This window comes from Paenibacillus sp. J5 (genome assembly GCF_054955055.1).
The window spans coordinates 293685-309478 of the sequence record NZ_JBUEDD010000006.1 but is presented as its reverse complement, the minus strand read 5'-3'; the positions used below and the strand labels follow the sequence as shown (position 1 = coordinate 309478).

Annotated in this window: 12 protein-coding genes; 4 read left to right on the top strand and 8 right to left on the bottom strand. The window is 52.8% G+C overall.

The annotated features are described in order from the left end of the window. Nucleotides 1-7: 7 nt before the first annotated feature. The 4 genes from ACY1JZ_RS13675 to ACY1JZ_RS13660 form a co-directional block, all read right to left on the bottom strand. Nucleotides 8-1312, bottom strand: a complete 1305-nt coding sequence (locus ACY1JZ_RS13675; RefSeq protein WP_462629643.1) for an ABC transporter substrate-binding protein — start codon at nucleotides 1310-1312, stop codon at nucleotides 8-10. Between the two features lie 144 nt (nucleotides 1313-1456). After that, on the bottom strand, nucleotides 1457-2602 hold the full coding sequence (locus ACY1JZ_RS13670) for a response regulator (RefSeq protein ID WP_462629642.1): 1146 nt from the start codon (nucleotides 2600-2602) through the stop codon (nucleotides 1457-1459). A gap of 22 nt (nucleotides 2603-2624) precedes the next feature. After that, entirely contained in the window at nucleotides 2625-4433 is a 1809-nt protein-coding gene (locus ACY1JZ_RS13665) for a sensor histidine kinase (protein ID WP_462629641.1), read from the bottom strand. A 228-nt stretch (nucleotides 4434-4661) separates the two neighbouring features. Further along, complete coding sequence (locus tag ACY1JZ_RS13660) at nucleotides 4662-5633, bottom strand: SDR family oxidoreductase (RefSeq protein WP_462629640.1); 972 nt, start codon at nucleotides 5631-5633, stop codon at nucleotides 4662-4664. Nucleotides 5634-5782: 149 nt separating this feature from the next. Here ACY1JZ_RS13660 and ACY1JZ_RS13655 point away from each other — a divergent pair, with 149 nt between their 5' ends. Next, a complete protein-coding gene (locus ACY1JZ_RS13655; protein ID WP_462629639.1) occupies nucleotides 5783-5956 on the top strand; it encodes a hypothetical protein in 174 nt (57 codons plus the stop codon). 131 nt (nucleotides 5957-6087) lie between these two features. Here ACY1JZ_RS13655 and ACY1JZ_RS13650 read toward each other — a convergent pair whose 3' ends face one another. After that, nucleotides 6088-6627, bottom strand: a complete 540-nt coding sequence (locus ACY1JZ_RS13650) for a dihydrofolate reductase family protein (protein ID WP_462629637.1) — start codon at nucleotides 6625-6627, stop codon at nucleotides 6088-6090. A gap of 103 nt (nucleotides 6628-6730) precedes the next feature. Between ACY1JZ_RS13650 and ACY1JZ_RS13645 the strand changes: the two genes are divergently transcribed. Next, complete coding sequence (locus tag ACY1JZ_RS13645; RefSeq protein WP_462629636.1) at nucleotides 6731-7633, top strand: helix-turn-helix transcriptional regulator; 903 nt, start codon at nucleotides 6731-6733, stop codon at nucleotides 7631-7633. Between the two features lie 11 nt (nucleotides 7634-7644). On the opposite strand, the gene ACY1JZ_RS13640 is transcribed toward ACY1JZ_RS13645, so the two are convergent. The 3 genes from ACY1JZ_RS13640 to ACY1JZ_RS13630 all read right to left on the bottom strand — a co-directional run bounded on the left by ACY1JZ_RS13640 (nucleotide 7645) and on the right by ACY1JZ_RS13630 (nucleotide 12574). Further along, nucleotides 7645-9603, bottom strand: a complete 1959-nt coding sequence (locus tag ACY1JZ_RS13640) for an LTA synthase family protein (protein WP_462629635.1) — start codon at nucleotides 9601-9603, stop codon at nucleotides 7645-7647. Then, entirely contained in the window at nucleotides 9593-11572 is a 1980-nt protein-coding gene (locus tag ACY1JZ_RS13635) for an FAD-dependent oxidoreductase (RefSeq protein WP_462629634.1), read from the bottom strand. The genes ACY1JZ_RS13640 and ACY1JZ_RS13635 overlap by 11 nt, the downstream gene beginning before the upstream one ends. A gap of 165 nt (nucleotides 11573-11737) precedes the next feature. Beyond that, nucleotides 11738-12574, bottom strand: a complete 837-nt coding sequence (locus tag ACY1JZ_RS13630; protein ID WP_462629633.1) for an AraC family transcriptional regulator — start codon at nucleotides 12572-12574, stop codon at nucleotides 11738-11740. Nucleotides 12575-12718: 144 nt separating this feature from the next. Between ACY1JZ_RS13630 and ACY1JZ_RS13625 the strand changes: the two genes are divergently transcribed. Together ACY1JZ_RS13625 and ACY1JZ_RS13620 are read left to right on the top strand one after the other, a co-directional pair. Continuing rightward, entirely contained in the window at nucleotides 12719-14743 is a 2025-nt protein-coding gene (locus ACY1JZ_RS13625; protein WP_462629632.1) for a beta-galactosidase, read from the top strand. 14 nt (nucleotides 14744-14757) lie between these two features. Beyond that, a complete protein-coding gene (locus ACY1JZ_RS13620; RefSeq protein WP_462629631.1) occupies nucleotides 14758-15726 on the top strand; it encodes a phosphotransferase family protein in 969 nt (322 codons plus the stop codon). Nucleotides 15727-15794 lie beyond the last annotated feature (68 nt).

Below are 15794 nucleotides of genomic sequence, written 5' to 3'. Positions count from 1 at the left end.
TTGCCGATTATTTATTTTCCATTTCCTGCAGCTTCTTATCCAATGAAGCCGTTGCTTGCTCCGGTGTGATTTTGTTTACTGCGATATCCTGGATGGAGACAAGGAACTGGTTGCGCAGCGCTTCTTGATGTCTCTCCCACGATACCATCGGCAAGTAAATCTTTCCTGCCATCAGCCCGTCGTTATAGGCCGGGGCATACGCCGGGTGGACTTTGGTTTCATAGCCGTGGGCAGTAATGATGCCGCCTGTACCTTCCTCGAATTTCTTCAGCCCTTCTTGCGTGGACATATACTCCAGGAACAGCAGTGCTGCTTCCTTGTTTTTCGCTTTGCTGTTAACAGCGAAGCCTACACCAGGAGCACCGTTGTAATATTTATTGCCGGGCTCTTTTCCTGGGATCGCCATAATTTCGAACTCAATGTCGGGATTCGTCTTCTCTATGGTGGAGATATTCCAAGGGCCGCCAGGGAACATCGCCACGTTGCCCAGGGAGAACTCGTTCATCACCTGATCGCTTGTCAGACCGATCATGTCTGGCGTCAAAATTTTATTATCGATCAGCCCTTCCTTCCACATCGTTAACACTTCTGTCCAGCCCTCAGCAAATGTTGCCTCGCCCTTGAACAGCTTCTCGTCGAACGCCGGGTCCTTCGACAGGACATTGCTGCCGAACATAGCGGAATGAATAATCGTAATATCATGCATTCTGTCATAGAGTGGAATGATGCCCGCTTCTTTCAGCTTCAAGCAGATTTGGATGAACTCATCCCATGTTTCTGGCAGTTGATTGATGCCGGCCTGTTGGAACAATTGCTTGTTATAGAACAAGCCGCCTGCCCATCCGCTCTGCGTGAAGGCATACGTTCTGCCAGCTTTACTCAGCATCGGTTTGTTGCTGTCCAGCATCACGGACATGAAGGGTTCGTCCGTCAGATCCAGTGCGTAACCGCCATCGATAACCTCATTACGATTCTCTGCGGCGATGATGAAAATATCAGGTGCCGTATTCGACAGCAGCATCGTCTGAAGCTTGGCAATATAATCTTTTACTGGTGGTGCGAATTGAAAGTCGAATGTAATATGCGGATACTTCTCTGTGAAGCCGTCGATGACAGGCTTCATCTCTTTTTCATTGTTCCAGGAAAGAATGCTTAGCTTGACCGGTTTATCTGCACCGTTACCCTTTGTCGCACTGTTGGTCTTGCCTTCATTACCGCCTGTTTGGCCCGTATTGCTGTTACTGCCGCATGCAGCGAGCACTGAAGATAAACAAAGGATCGTGATCAAAAGCATCAGAGACGTTTTCTTCATGTTTGACTAACCCCCATGTAATCTTTTTGTCATAAGCACTTGGTTGTAAGCACTTACATGTAGAGTATAATATGGACTCCATTCAATCTGAATTCATATTGTTGCATCATTTATTGTCAAATGTTGCACGGACAGCCTATCCCATTAATGAGGACGAATTGAGGATGCCCGGTACTCTTTCGGCGTCACGCCGAAATGCTTTTTGAACGCGCGGCTGAAGTGGCTCTCATCCACAAAACCGATTTGCTCCGCAATGTGATTGTTTCTCCAATTGGTGCCGACGAGTAGCTCGGCGGCTTTGTTCATCCGCACCTGGACTACATACGCCCAATAATTCACCCCGAATTCCTGCTTGAACGCACGACTTAGTTGATACTTGTCTATATCGAAGCGGTCTGCCACGGATTGCAAGGATAGATCCTCCCGATAACAGTCTTCTACATACGGCTTCACCCGTCGTACAGCCTCCCGAAGCTTGGAGCCATTCTCCGAAGCAGGTGCTCTTAGCTCTAGCATACTCTCGGTAATTAACTGTGGCAGGAATGCAGCATCCTGGGCAATGGAGCTGATGCCGACAGACAAGGCGTGGGAAGGTGTTAACTCCGCCACCCTTCCCATTACAGCTTCACTACCTTCTCGCAACTGCTCGCTAGACAGATCGTCTCCTCCCCCGACTAGCACCACTTGCTCCTTGCGGCTCTTACAAGACATCATGCAGTAGATGTTGATGTTCGATCGTTCCTGCAGCAGGCCGGAATAATCATACTCCGCTGGTTGACCGTCCTCGAATGTCACAATAGCATACCGTTCAATGGCCAGAAATTCCATGCAGTCTCGCAAGGTCGTGAGCGAATCTGCTTCGATCTGTCCAGCGTATATCGTCCGCTCGAGTTCACTGCGAATCATTTTCTGGGCATCTGATATGCACTCTTGGATCAACTCGCGCAAGGCCTCCCTGAGCAATCCAGCGTCGACTGGCTTTAACAGGTACTGGGAAACATGAAGTCGAAGCGCTTCCCTGGCATATTCGAATTGATCATACGCACTTAAAATAATGGTCCGCGGTATTTTGTCCCTATGTTGTATCCGCTTTAGCGAGTCGATCCCGTTAAGCAGCGGCATATGAATATCCATGATCATCAGATCAGGGCGGAAGGTTTCGATCATGCTGACGGCTTCCTCTCCGTTATATGCATGCTGCACCTTCGTAAATCCTAGCTCCTTCCAATCCATCACTTTATCTAAATATCGATGCAAAGATAATTGATCGTCCACAATAAGCAATTTCACGCTCGCTACCTCCCCATAGCTGTTACATTCTGGGTAATACGACATACACGGTTGTAAATTCCCCTTGCCTGCTCCTGATTTTCAGCCCGTAATCTGGCCCGAATTTCAGACGGATGCGCTGATTGACATTGAATAGACCGATCCCATCCGGCTGAAAGCCTTGCTGGCTCAATTGTCTCGTCAAGTGACGGGTCCTGCTTCTCGATATTCCTTTTCCATTGTCCTGAATAACGATCAGGATTCCTTTCTTGACGCTCATTACCCTAATCGTCATCCTGGCTGACTGCGGATTCTCGCCAAACCCGTGAATCACGACGTTTTCTATGAGGGGCTGCAGGATCAGCTTGATTGTTCTGTACCTGAGGATGGACTCGTCCGGGATCAGAAACTCGATGTCTATGCGATCGTCATATTTTTTGTTCACAATATAGAGATAATCTCTCACATTCTGAATCTCTTGCTCGAGCTCCACCATCTCTTCCGATTGCTTCATGGAATACCTGAGCAGACTGCTCAAGGACAATACCAAATGGTTGGAATCCTCCGTGCTGCCGCAGACGATTTCCGTTTGCAGCAGTTGCAGTGTGTTGAATAGAAAGTGCGGATTGATCTGGGACTGCAGCGTCTTGAGCTCTACCTCCTTCAGTGCAATGTCCGATTGATAATTTTGTTTGACCAGCGTTTCGATCCGAATAACGAGTTCCCTGAATTTGTCGCTTATCACATCCAGCTCGCGATACCTATATTTATTCCTGATGATATAAATATTGTCTTCGCCAATCTTGTCCAATGTGGAGAGCAGTCGTCCAAATGGGCGGGATATTCGGGCGGTGTTCAAGATGGAGATGAGGAGGTTGAGCAGCAAACAAAGATAAATGAAACCGGTTAAATTGGACTTCAGTGATTCGGATTGCCCTCTGATGACGGACATCGGAATCGTCGAGATCATTCTCCAGCCCTGAACGGCGGTCGGGTGGAAGATAACCAGCGTCTCGTTCCCGCCCAGCTCGGTAACGAAGCTTCCTGAATCGCTGTCATAGATAAGCTGGATACCTGAGAAGTCGAGCCTGGTCCCGATGGCACTACGATCCTTGTGGGCGATGATGGTCTGCTCATTATCGATCATGAAGATGCTCTCGTTGTTTTGATAGGAGCTGAATTCAAACATGCCGTTGATCTTGGCCAGGTCCAGGTTAGCAATGACCGCTCCGATCGTTCTATAGGTATAATCTTTAACCGGCAGAGCAATCGATAACGTCGGCTGATTATATCTTGAAATATTATTTTCCAAGTAGTAATCCTGCTTATGGAGACCCAGCGTAATGAATCCTTTGTTGGGCGTATCCGAGATGGCCTGCCTGAACCAGGATTGTTCGGTGAAAGGATAATCCCATCGAAGGGATTGCCTGCCATCCAGGTTGTTGACGTAGCCATTTTTGCCCAATATCAGCACATCACTGACCATCGACTGCAAGGAAGATACGTTAAATGCAACCTCAGCGATATTCCTCTCATGCTGGATGCGCGCCTCGACATCCATTTCCCTGCCTGGATTCATCATGCCGACAACCGAGTAATGGCCCGTTAACAGAACGAGCGGACGGGTCGCTTCTTCCAGATTAAAGCTCAGTCCGCGCGCGGCTTGCTCCATGACCTTGTAGCTGGATTGCGTGACTTCCTTGGTCAGACTCTTCGTTGAGTCCCGGACGGACAGCAATCCCAATAACAATAACAGGAGGATGTTCACAATTAAATAGGAGAACATGATCGTTCGAATGATCGTTTTTTTCGTTAAGGAACTGATCAAGAATCTGACGGCATTGTTCATCATTCTGTCCCTCTTTCAAGCTAATGGTTGGGCTCATCTCTAGAAAAAGAATACCTCCCCCTATCTCCACGTGTTGAGTGCGCCACCAACACCGCAAGATATGGGAAGGTCTTGTTTTGGTTTTATAATATAAAACCATGTTTTAAAATATCGTTGAATCAATGATAGCAAATCCTAATTACGAAGTCCACCCTCTGTGATCACCGCAACTCAACGACTTGTGTCCCTCTATCACGAACTGGTTACCTGTCCTCCGTTGACATGAAGCACCTGCCCCGTTACATAACGCGAGTCGTCAGAGGCCAGATATACAAACGTCGGAGCGACCTCAAATGGCTGGCCTGGCCTGTTAAGTGGCGTATTTGTACCGAAGATGGCATTCTCGTCAGCGGAGAAGCTGGCAGGAATCAAGGGGGTCCAGATCGGCCCAGGCGCAATAGCATTGACGCGTATTCCTTGCCCGGCCAGACTATTCGCCAAAGCGCGTGTAAATCCGACATTGGCCGCCTTGGTCGCCGTATAGTCGATCAGCTTCTTCTCGCCCGCATAAGCAACGACAGATGCCGTGTTGATAATCGAGCTGCCGGCCTGAAGATGAGGCAACGCCGCCCTTGTTGTATAGAAATGAGAATAAATGTTCACCTTGAAGGTGTCGTCAAATTGCTCATCAGTAATATCCAGCAGACTGTTCTGCTGGAACTGGATGCCAACATGATTGCATAGCACATCCAGCCTCCCAAACCGCTCTACGGTGAGGCCAACAATGTCTGCACAGTGCTGCTTGTCGCGCAGATCGCCGGGCAACAGCAGACAGTTGTGCCCCAACTGCTCGATTCTCGCTCGGGTTCTGTTCGCATCTTCATCCTCATCCAGGTAGGCAATCGCAACATCTGCCCCTTCCTTTGCAAATGCGATGGCCGCCGCTGCCCCCATGCCGCTGTCTCCACCCGTTATCAGCGCTACCTTCGACGTTAGTTTTCCGCTCCCCACATAATTCGGATTTTCAACAATAGGCCGCGGAGCCATCAGACGCTCAACGCCTGGCTGGCGCAATTGCCGCTGCTCAGGCACCACGAGCGGAATATCCTCATAGCGCGTAATTTGACCATAATAGGGGACTTGGGGATATGGGGTTAGCACCGAATGCCGCTCGAATTGCTCTTGACAAGCTTCAAGCTCAGCAGCTTGGTCCTTCCTGTTCATAGCTGGCCTCCTGCTCCATTTTTTTCACTATATGGAGATTGGGCTCCAGCCGTGCCTGATCTCTTCCCACTCCGCTTTTTTTCTGTCGGACTGTCTCGCGCCGGGCCGAAGGGACGTAGGCTATGAAAAAGCAAAGGAGAATCCACTACATGCACAATCTGCAATTTTATCCTGAAACACAACTGCTGCTGCTGCCCTCCTCGGACGAGAAGGTTCACTTGCTCTACGATGACAATCGCTATTCCTTCCCTCTTCCGCTCATCGGCCCGCGCCCTCCCTTCTATTACAATCCGCGCTATCGCTTCGAGCTGCCGAGATTGTAGATGGCATAAGGAAACAGGGGGCCCCGCTTTATAAGCGGTAGCCCCCTGTCCCTTCCTGGCACCACGCTGCCAAGCGGCGCTTGGCAGCGATACGTCCATCATTCATCCCACGCCCTATTCAATCGATCACTTCAATCCTTGCCGTTATCCACACTGTAGCGAAGCATCACAATCTGACCCATCTGCTCCATATCGCGCAGGCGGAAGCTGGTCGGGACGGTGCCTTGCGGGAACAGCGGAATACCGCCGCCCAGAACCTTGGGAATCACCGCCAGATGCAGCTCATCCAGCAGCCCCCTCTCCATAACCGAGCGGACAAGCTCACCACCCCCGACGATCCACACATCGCCTCTCGTTGTTGCAGCAAGACTAGGAATCAATCTGTCGAGCGCCTCGTCGGTAAACACGGCATGCTCCGTCCTCTCCCGCCTGGTTGTGGACAACACATAACAGGGCTTGCCTGCATAAGGGAAGGTCTCAGACAATCCGAGCACCGATTCATAGGTTTTGCGCCCCATGACCAGCGCGCCTATCGTCTCGTAAAAATTCGCATAGCCGTTATCCCCGCCGTCTCCCTCAGCCTCCTCCAGCCAGTCCACCGCACCATCCTCGCGGGCAATATATCCATCCAGGCTCATTGCAACATACAAGATAACTTTATTCATTTTCATTTGCTCTCGCTCCCTTCTGCACTGTATAATACCACTTAATCACGACAAATATTGACGTAATTCATCGATTATCTTCAAACAGCATACACAGGGGGAAGAACAAATGAACAAGCGGCAGATGGCGATTATGGCGATCATGGATTCGCGCACCAAGTTTACGGCCAGGGAGCTGGCAGAGCGGTTTCATGTTTCCGTCAGAACGATTCAGCGCGATCTCGATTCCTTGCAGCAGATCGGTTTTCCGCTCTATGCCGAATTGGGAGCGCATGGCGGCTACCGGGTGCTGAAGAACCGGATTTTGCCACCTCTCCAGCTTACACAGCATGAAGCGCTCGGCTTGTTCCTGATGCTGCAGGTCTTAGAGAACATCAGCGATTTTCCGTTCTCCTCTATCCGTGCTCATCTGTCTGACCACTACCTCGCATCATTGCCAGCAGATGTAAAGGATACGGTCGGTGCGCTCCGCGATTATGTCGTCTTTCTGCAGCAGCAGGCGACCCCGCCTTCGCCGTGTACGACCGAGGTGCTGCAGGCCGCGATGGAGCGCAAGGAGTTGTCCTTCGACTACGCTGCTCCGTCAGGGCGTAAGCAGGTGCGGGCTTTCCCGCTAGGCCTGTACCTGGAGCATGGGCTGTGGTACATGCCCGCCAGCAATAGGGGGCGAATCATTCTCTACCGCGTCGACCGAATGGAACGGGCGATGATCAGCGAGACACAGTGCATGGAATTGCCCACGCTGCGCGAGTGGCTGGATAAGCCGGAGTCGCGGCCGGGCAAGCCGGTCGTACTGGAGTTCACATCTTTCGGAGCCCGGCTGGACAACAGCTTCTCCCTGCCGCCCGAGGGCGGCCAGTGGACAGGCCATGTCCCCCCCGAGGAGCTGGACTTTCTCGCACGCAGATTGCTGCAGTACGGCCCGCATGTGAGGGTGGTGGAGCCATGCGAGCTGCGGGACAAGGTGAGAGACCTGCTGCGCCAGGCACTGGATCACTATGAGGACGATTGAGCAAGACACGCTTATTCCATCTTATAATTTTCCTGCGGGGGATTATAGATATACTCGCTATCGATCGCATTCGCCACATAGCGCTTGCCGAATAGCAGATCATATTGCAGCAGACGGAAGTCATTCACTAGAGAAGCAGCCTGATCCGGGATTTTGGAATACAACTTCTCCTGACTATCCGCATAGAGCGGCCCTGTCATCCCCGGAAGCTCCCGCGCCAGACGAGCGCCAAGCGCGAACTGCGCGGGCTTCTTCATCTGCAGGCTATCCAATATAACCGAGCCCAGAAACGTGTTGCTCAGCACAGGATAGACCTGCCTCTCCATCGCCAGATTGCTCCATGTAACGAACGGGACACTGCGCATCCGCTTCCGCTCCTCCAAGGACCAATCTGCTGCCTGAGGACTGGAGATGAGTCCGCCCTGTACATAGACAGAATATTCCGCTCCTAGCATCGGCAGATGATCCCCATAGAACACAATGATGACAGGCTCATTGGACTGCTCAAAATATGCAATCAGTTGCGCCAGGGCGTTGTCCGCATCACGCACGCCTTGAGTATACGTCTCCAATATCTGCCTTGCTTCCTCGGTCAGTTGCCCCTCAACCTGCACCTCATGCTCTTTGTAGCGCTGCTTTGTGTATGGACCATGATTCTGCATCGTAACCGCATAGATGAACATCGGCCGTTCGGATGTCCTCACCTCGTCGATAATATGTTCCGTTACCTCCTTGTCCGAAATATAGAACCCTCTCATTTGTGGATTTTCAAAGCCTGTCTTGCTCCTGAAGCGCTCGAAGCCTAAGGATCGATAGACCCGGTTGCGACTCCAGAACCAGCCATCATACGGATGGATGCCCATACTATAATAACCCTGAGATGCGAAATAAGAGGCCAAGGAGGGCAAGGAATCGCCAATATACTGCTGGTACGGGACTGCGCCCTGTGGCAGCAGACTCATCGATAGACCAGACAACACCTCGAACTCCGCATTGCTGGTTCCTCCACCGAATTGGGGAGACAACAGGTTACCAGAGGTGAACGACTGTTGCAGCTTCCGTACCGTTGGTATCGGGTCCTCACTGAAGGTCACCTCCGGCATCACCGTCGGGTCCCAAAATGCCTCGTTCATAATGAAGATGACATGAGGTCTTGATGGACTTGCCAGGCCGTTATCCATATCTGCTCCATCTGGCTCCATACCATGAGGTGAAGCCTGCTCCTGTGCAATCACTTGGGCGATGCGTGACATCTCCTTATCGCTGTACCCATCTGGACGCTCAATGATGGAATGCTTCACATTCATTATAAAAGCAACCATCAGCCCGTTGTCCGCATAGGTCTTCTCCTGATTCCATACGATTTCTTTATAGCCGAGCTGCCTTGACAGGCTGCCCGCCCACCCTGCCTGTACCCCAACACCGTACACCAGGCAGGCGGCCAGCACACCCAATACGAGCCGCGTCGGCCATGACATCGATAGCTTGGGTACGATCAGGCGCAGCAGGAAGACACCAACGATGCCGAGCAGCAATACGGACAGCTTGGCTGCGCTTGAGAAGCTGGAGATATACGGGAATATATTGAGTCCCTCTTTATTCTGCCGGAGATCCCATGGAAAGAACGGCTCCCCGATGAACTTTAATTTGAAATAACTGATTAATGCCATCAACGTTACCAGCAAGGACATCAGACCGGCCGCCCAGACGATCGGGCCCACGATGGCGTAGAGGAGTGCCAACAAACTGAAGTAGAGCACGTAATTGAATAATGCCACCTGGCTATGATCGGTTAACCATTCGAATGCTCCCGTCAGGGAACCGCGGTGCAATGTCTCCGTCACGATCATCAGACAGAGCGGAAGCAGCAGCAGCAGCGCTGCAATCGTGCCACGCCTTCGCAGTGGGCTTCCCTCCAGCAGGCGGTGCAACACAGCACGCCCCTCAGACATCCGTCTATTAATCATCATGCCGCGTCCCCCCTTCCTTCTCGCTTAGTCGCGAGGCATGCCTCTTCTCCCAGTAATGCTCCGAATATTGGGCATACCGCCGCAGCACATCATCTATGACGAGGAATACCTCTCCATTCTTCAATGCCGACGAGTCCTCGATAACCTCCAGCGTTTCGGCAGACAGCCAGTCTTGATCGACATAATGCTGCACCGTCCAATTGCGCTGATCCACTCCCATGGTAGCAGCTAACATCTGAATCGCCCGCTCCAGTGAGAGCGGAAGCTCCTTCATCTCCTCCTGTCCAAGCCCCTCCACAGCTAAAACAGGATCTCCTGCAAAATGATCAGGGAAAGCGCGTTTCAGCTTGGGCGTATAACCAAGCATGCGCATCACATTGGAATATTCATCCAATTTGAAACCTTCATTATTATAGCCCCCCGTTGCAAGTAGCAGATCGATTGCCGTGAGTAAGCCGCGGGCCGCCCTATGCTGCAGATAGCTCGGTGTATCCACAGCATGCATCTCCAGATCCACACCTTGCTCTACGAGCAACCCGCGGAGCTTGGCCATCGCTTCCCTTGTTTGCGATAGCTCCCGCACCGTAACCCCATCCCGAATCGACATCGCGGCTGCCACTCCCGCCGCTTGCCCCGTCGCCATGCCGAGCGGCACAACACGAGCGCTGCCATGAGCCATGGAATGATAGCTTGCCGAACGGCCAACAACGAGTAACTGATCCACCTGAAGCGGGACGAGCGCACGGAACGGTACACCGTACTGAATCGGCTTCATCAGGATGTATCCGGCATCTTTAGAGCCTGTGCTGTGCAGGTCGACCTGATACGAGCCATACGCTATGGCGTCATAATGATCACGATTCTCCATCAGATCGTAAATCGTCAGATAGTATTCTCCCATGATATGGCGGCTTTCCCGCACATACAGCTCCTCCGCTACACCTGCGTATTCCACCGGCTGGAACTCGGGGACGCTCTGCCTCATGTATTCAATGAAGCGCGGTGCCTCCTGCTTGCCAAGCTCATAAGCTTCTTCACGCGATCTGGAATCTAGTGGATCAACACCGAATATCATCATCGCATTAATCAACGCAGTTCCGTCTGCCTGGCGACCGATATTCAGTGAGCGAACACGTATTCGTTCCGGGTCGGAGGCGACATAGTCTGCTGCCTCAGGAAAGCCCCAGATGGTCGTGCCGAACCGTCCACTGCTCTCTCGCTTGCCGAAGGAATCCCATACGTCATCCGTTATGCCTTGAATCTTAATGACCAGAGTGACCGCCGTCCTCGCTTCCTTATTCCCCATGTCCTCTCGTCCAACCATAAATGGGGCGCCAGCCGCGGCTGCAATATCTGCATCCTGCGTAGCGTCGATAACGACTGGAGCATGATAGCGCTTCACGGTTCCATCCGGGCTGACAGCTTCGATTCCCGTTACCTGCCGCGTCTGCCCCTTGCTCTCCACGATCGGCTTCAGCTCCCCGGCTCGCATGAGCAGTTCGATATTCGGTTCGTTCTTCACCATTCGATAGAACACCTTCGCTGCTGAGCTCGTATCGAAGGAGGTGCCCTCGACCTGATCCAGCCATTCGCTGAATAGCCCTTTATTAAGCACCTTTAAATCAAACGGCAACAACGGCTTGATCGGCGAAAGGTTCAAATCCAGTGTATTCAATCCTCCCAGCGTGAACAAGCCGCCCAGGCGGTCACGATCGCGTCCCTCCACCAACAGCACCTTCATGCCATTGCGCGCGGCAGCAATGGCGGCCATAACCCCCTCCGGGTCTGTACCCGCAACAATCACATTGTATTCTTCATGATCCACAGTTGTATAACGGTCTACGTCCATCGCTTCCAACTGCTCATTTCTCTCCAGCTTCTTCTTGCTCTTCGTATCAGGTCCCAACCATATAATGATTGTACATAATGCAAGGAGTGACATAAACAACAAACCCAGCTTCATCTTCATATATGCTCCAGTTCTCCTTCAATGATGATAATGAATGTATCCCATTGTAGAGAACTGGAATTAACGCCCGCTGTCCGATTGCTTACCAGCATCCTTCAAAACGCCTTAAATATATCTTAATACTTGCTGCACCAATATTCAGATTCTCGCTGCACTGCTTGAGCTCTAATGCAGATTGCGGAATTGCTCGGGCGTCATGCCGACTGTCCTGCGAAACGTAGCGACAAAGTGGCTCACATCCCGAAAGCCTACTTCGCCTGCGATGCGGGCGACGGTGCACGCGCTCCCCCCGATTAGCCGTTCCTTCGCCTTGCGTAGCCGTACATGAATCAAATATCCGTAGGGCGACACGCCAAAGGTCTGATTAAACAAGGTACTTAGGTAGCGTCCCGATATGCCGAGAACAGCCGCTAGATCATCAAGACCAATAGCTGGATTCCCATAGTGCTGCTCCATCCATTCAATAAGCGGCTGTAGCTTCTCCACATTGCGCTGTACCGACGTATTCTGGTGCAGCCGCCCGAATTTGCTCAAGGTGCCCAAGAATCGGTACGCATCGATGGAGGCCTCCAGGCCGAACATATCGACAACTGATTCCAGTCGCTCCAGCATCGACAACAGCAGTGTGCCACAGATGGAATCCCGTTCCCAGCGAAAGAAAGCCGCCTCCTGCATACCGAGCGATGCCAGCATGCTTGGCGCGGCGATCCCGCCGAAGGTAAGATACATCGTCTCCCACCGCGCAGAGGAGGCCGCGTAGCTGTGCGGCACTCCTGGCGGCAGCAGGATGCCGCTATGCTGCGGCAGCGGGATGCTGTGCCCGCCAAGCGACAGCTCCCCCTCCCCTTCCATCGTCTGCAGCCAGTGATAGAGAGGAAACCCCTCTGGACGGCTGATCGGCTCCTGATCGTCATTCAGCCCGATGCTCTCGACGATGATTGGCAACGACTGCTCGGCAGACAGCGAGAAGGCAATCCGCCGATGCGGCCATAGCTGAGTCATACGCTATACCTCCTTGTTTGTGTTCCGTATTTTTATATGGAAGGTCGATAATTTTATATTTATACCGTTTTGTAAAAGGCTTACAATATGACTATATAATTATACCCCAATCTCAATCTATATGGATAAGGATGTGTTCATTCCATGATTAACACAGCATTACCGAAAATCTGGTACGGCGGAGACTATAATCCCGAGCAATGGGGCCCCGAGGAACGGGCAGAGGATGTCCGCATGTTCAAGCTCGCCGGCATCGATGTCGTCACCTTGAACGTTTTCTCCTGGGCTATGACACAGCCTGCCGAGGACATCTATGACTTCAGCGGCCTGGACGCAACGATGGACAGAATGCATCAGAACGGAATCTACGTCTGCCTTGCTACCGGCACCGGTGCGCATCCGGCCTGGATGGCGCGCAAATACCCGGATGTGCTGCGCGTCGACTATCAGGGTCGCAAGCGCGCCTTCGGCGGACGCCATAATTCATGTCCGAGCAGTCCAACGTATCGCCGCTATTCACAAGCGATGGCGGCGAGGCTGGCGGAGCGCTACAAGCATCACCCGGCACTTCTCATCTGGCATGTATCCAACGAATACGGCGGCTATTGCTACTGTAGTGCATGCGCCGTGCAATTCCGCAACTGGCTGCAGCAGCGCTACAGCTCGCTAGAGGCAGTGAACCGCGCATGGAACACCCGCTTCTGGGGTCATACCTTCTACGAATGGGAGGAGATTGTCCCGCCTAACGAGCTAAGCGAGGAATGGAGCGGCAACCGGACCAATTTCCAGGGCATTTCACTCGATTATCGCCGCTTTCAGTCCGACAGTCTGTTAGACTGCTACAAGCTCGAGTATGACGCGCTCAAGGCCCAGACACCGCACATTCCGGTGACTACCAATCTGATGGGACTGTACCCGGAGCTGGATTATTTCAAATGGGCTCAGCATCTGGATGTCGTCTCCTGGGATAACTACCCCTCCCTGGATACCCCCGTCAGCCTGACCGCCATGACCCATGATCTGATGCGCGGCCTCAAGGCCGGGCAGCCATTCATGATTATGGAGCAGACGCCGAGCCAGCAGAACTGGCAGCCCTATAACTCCTTGAAGCGTCCCGGCGTCATGCGCCTATGGAGCTACCAGGGTGTGGCGCGCGGGGCCGATACGGTCATGTTCTTCCAGTTGCGCCGCTCCGTTGGCGCATGCGAGAAGTATCACGGCGCTGTCATCGAGCATGTCGGTCATGAGCACACCCGGGTATTTAGAGAATGTGCTGCGCTAGGAGCCGAGCTGGAGGCACTGGGCGATTCACTGCTGGACGCTCGCGTCCCTGCCAAGGTGGCCATCGTGTTCGATTGGGAGAATCGATGGGCGATTCAACTGTCGAGCGGCCCGTCCATTGCACTCGACTACGTGGCCGAAGTGCACAAATACTACAAGGCCTTATTTGACCAACATATTCAAGTTGACATGATTGGCGTGGAGCAGGATCTGACCGGCTATGATGTGGTAATCGCGCCCGTGCTATACATGGTGAAGCCCGGCTACGCCTCGAAGCTGGAGCAATACGTGAGCGCCGGGGGGGTCTTCCTGACCACCTTCTTCAGCGGCATCGTCAATGAGAACGATCTGGTCACGACAGGCGGCTACCCTGGCGAGCTGCGCAGGCTGCTTGGCATCTGGGCGGAGGAAATCGATGCGTTGCTGCCCGGTCATACGAATGAGATTGTGCTCCAGCAGTCATGGGGTGCACTTGAAGGGCGCTATGAATGCGGCATTCTGTGTGATCTTATCCATGCGGAGGGCGCAGAAGTGCTCGCATCCTACGGCACTGATTTCTATGCGGGCATGCCTGCTGTAACGGTCAACACCTTCGGTCAGGGTAAAGCCTACTATATCGCCTCCAGCCCGGACGAAGCCTTTCTCAGCGGCTTGCTGCGCAATCTGTGTGCAGACAGAGGCATTCGCCCGCTTGTCGAGGCGACTGAAGGTGTGGAAGCGGCTGTACGTGCGAAGGATGGGCACGAGCTGCTGTTTCTGATGAATCACCGTCCAGAGTCTGCCAAGATTATGCTGCAAGAGGGCAGCTATCTGAACATGCTCACTCAGCAGACTGTACAGGGAGAAGTGGAGCTATCTGGCCGAGATGTGCTCATTCTAAAAAAATAACGGAGGTGGCTTCAATGAACAGTCTCACCAAGCGCTGGCTCACCCACGAAGAGCTCGCCTCGATCGTAACCAAGGCATTCGGCAGCATCTCTCTGCTCACGTATGATGAGCTGAAGGAAGGGTTCTACAGCTCGGCGTATGCCCTGTCGCTGAGTGACGGCAGACGTGTCGTATTGAAGGTGGCTCCTCCAGACAACGTGACGCGGATGAGGCATGAGAAGGATATTATGCGTGTCGAGGTTGAGGTCATGCGCATGCTGAAGCAGCAGACGAATCTCCCCTTCCCCGTCATCTATCTGTATGATCGCAGCCTGGACATCATCGATAGTGACTACTTCCTGATGGAGCATCTGAATGGCCAGCCATATCACAAGCTCAAGGACCAGTTGACCGAGGAACAGCAAGCCGCGATCGAGCATCAGCTCGGAACGCTGAACCGCCGTATCAATGCTCTGGAGGGTCCGGCCTTCGGCAGCATCATCTTCCCGGAGAAACAGAGCACAAGCTGGCATAGCGCATTTATGATGATGGCGGAGGATGCCTTGCAAGATTGCGCGGATGCTGCTGTCGAACTTCCGGCGCCTATCGAGACGCTGCGGCAATATTTTGTCGATGGCAGGGAAGCGATGGCGGAGGTGCAGACACCTTCTCTGGTGCACTGGGATCTGTGGAATGGCAATGTGTTTGTCGATGAGCAGACAGGCAGCATCAGCGGACTCATCGATTGTGAGCGGGCCTTCTGGGGAGACCCTCTGATGGAATACTACTTCCGTCCATTCGAGAGCTCTCCCGCTTTCCTGCAGGGCTATGGCCTCCATCCACAGACAACTGCCGAGCGGGAGCGCATGCTGCGATATGATCTGTACCTTTATCTGATCCTGCATGTGGAAGGCGTGTTCCGCGGCTATAATAATCCTGAGCATCAGCAGCGGGCGCTGGAAAATCTGCAGCAGTTCTGGAGTCAAATCTCGCAGCAGACCTGACAGATCGACTCCGCGATCTCGCTGCTTCACTGTCTATGCCAAGCCGTGCGCTCCCCGCTGCTCACGGC

Bases quoted from the DNA above. Each gene is read 5' to 3' on its own strand.
- ACY1JZ_RS13675 (WP_462629643.1), bottom strand. From the start codon at position 1,312: ATGAAGAAAACGTCTCTGATGCTTTTGATCACGATCCTTTGTTTATCT.
- ACY1JZ_RS13665 (WP_462629641.1), bottom strand. From the start codon at position 4,433: ATGATGAACAATGCCGTCAGATTCTTGATCAGTTCCTTAACGAAAAAA.
- ACY1JZ_RS13660 (WP_462629640.1), bottom strand. From the start codon at position 5,633: ATGAACAGGAAGGACCAAGCTGCTGAGCTTGAAGCTTGTCAAGAGCAA.
- ACY1JZ_RS13655 (WP_462629639.1), top strand. From the start codon at position 5,783: ATGCACAATCTGCAATTTTATCCTGAAACACAACTGCTGCTGCTGCCC.
- ACY1JZ_RS13650 (WP_462629637.1), bottom strand. From the start codon at position 6,627: ATGAAAATGAATAAAGTTATCTTGTATGTTGCAATGAGCCTGGATGGA.
- ACY1JZ_RS13645 (WP_462629636.1), top strand. From the start codon at position 6,731: ATGAACAAGCGGCAGATGGCGATTATGGCGATCATGGATTCGCGCACC.
- ACY1JZ_RS13640 (WP_462629635.1), bottom strand. From the start codon at position 9,603: ATGATGATTAATAGACGGATGTCTGAGGGGCGTGCTGTGTTGCACCGC.
- ACY1JZ_RS13635 (WP_462629634.1), bottom strand. From the start codon at position 11,572: ATGAAGATGAAGCTGGGTTTGTTGTTTATGTCACTCCTTGCATTATGT.
- ACY1JZ_RS13630 (WP_462629633.1), bottom strand. From the start codon at position 12,574: ATGACTCAGCTATGGCCGCATCGGCGGATTGCCTTCTCGCTGTCTGCC.
- ACY1JZ_RS13625 (WP_462629632.1), top strand. From the start codon at position 12,719: ATGATTAACACAGCATTACCGAAAATCTGGTACGGCGGAGACTATAAT.
- ACY1JZ_RS13620 (WP_462629631.1), top strand. From the start codon at position 14,758: ATGAACAGTCTCACCAAGCGCTGGCTCACCCACGAAGAGCTCGCCTCG.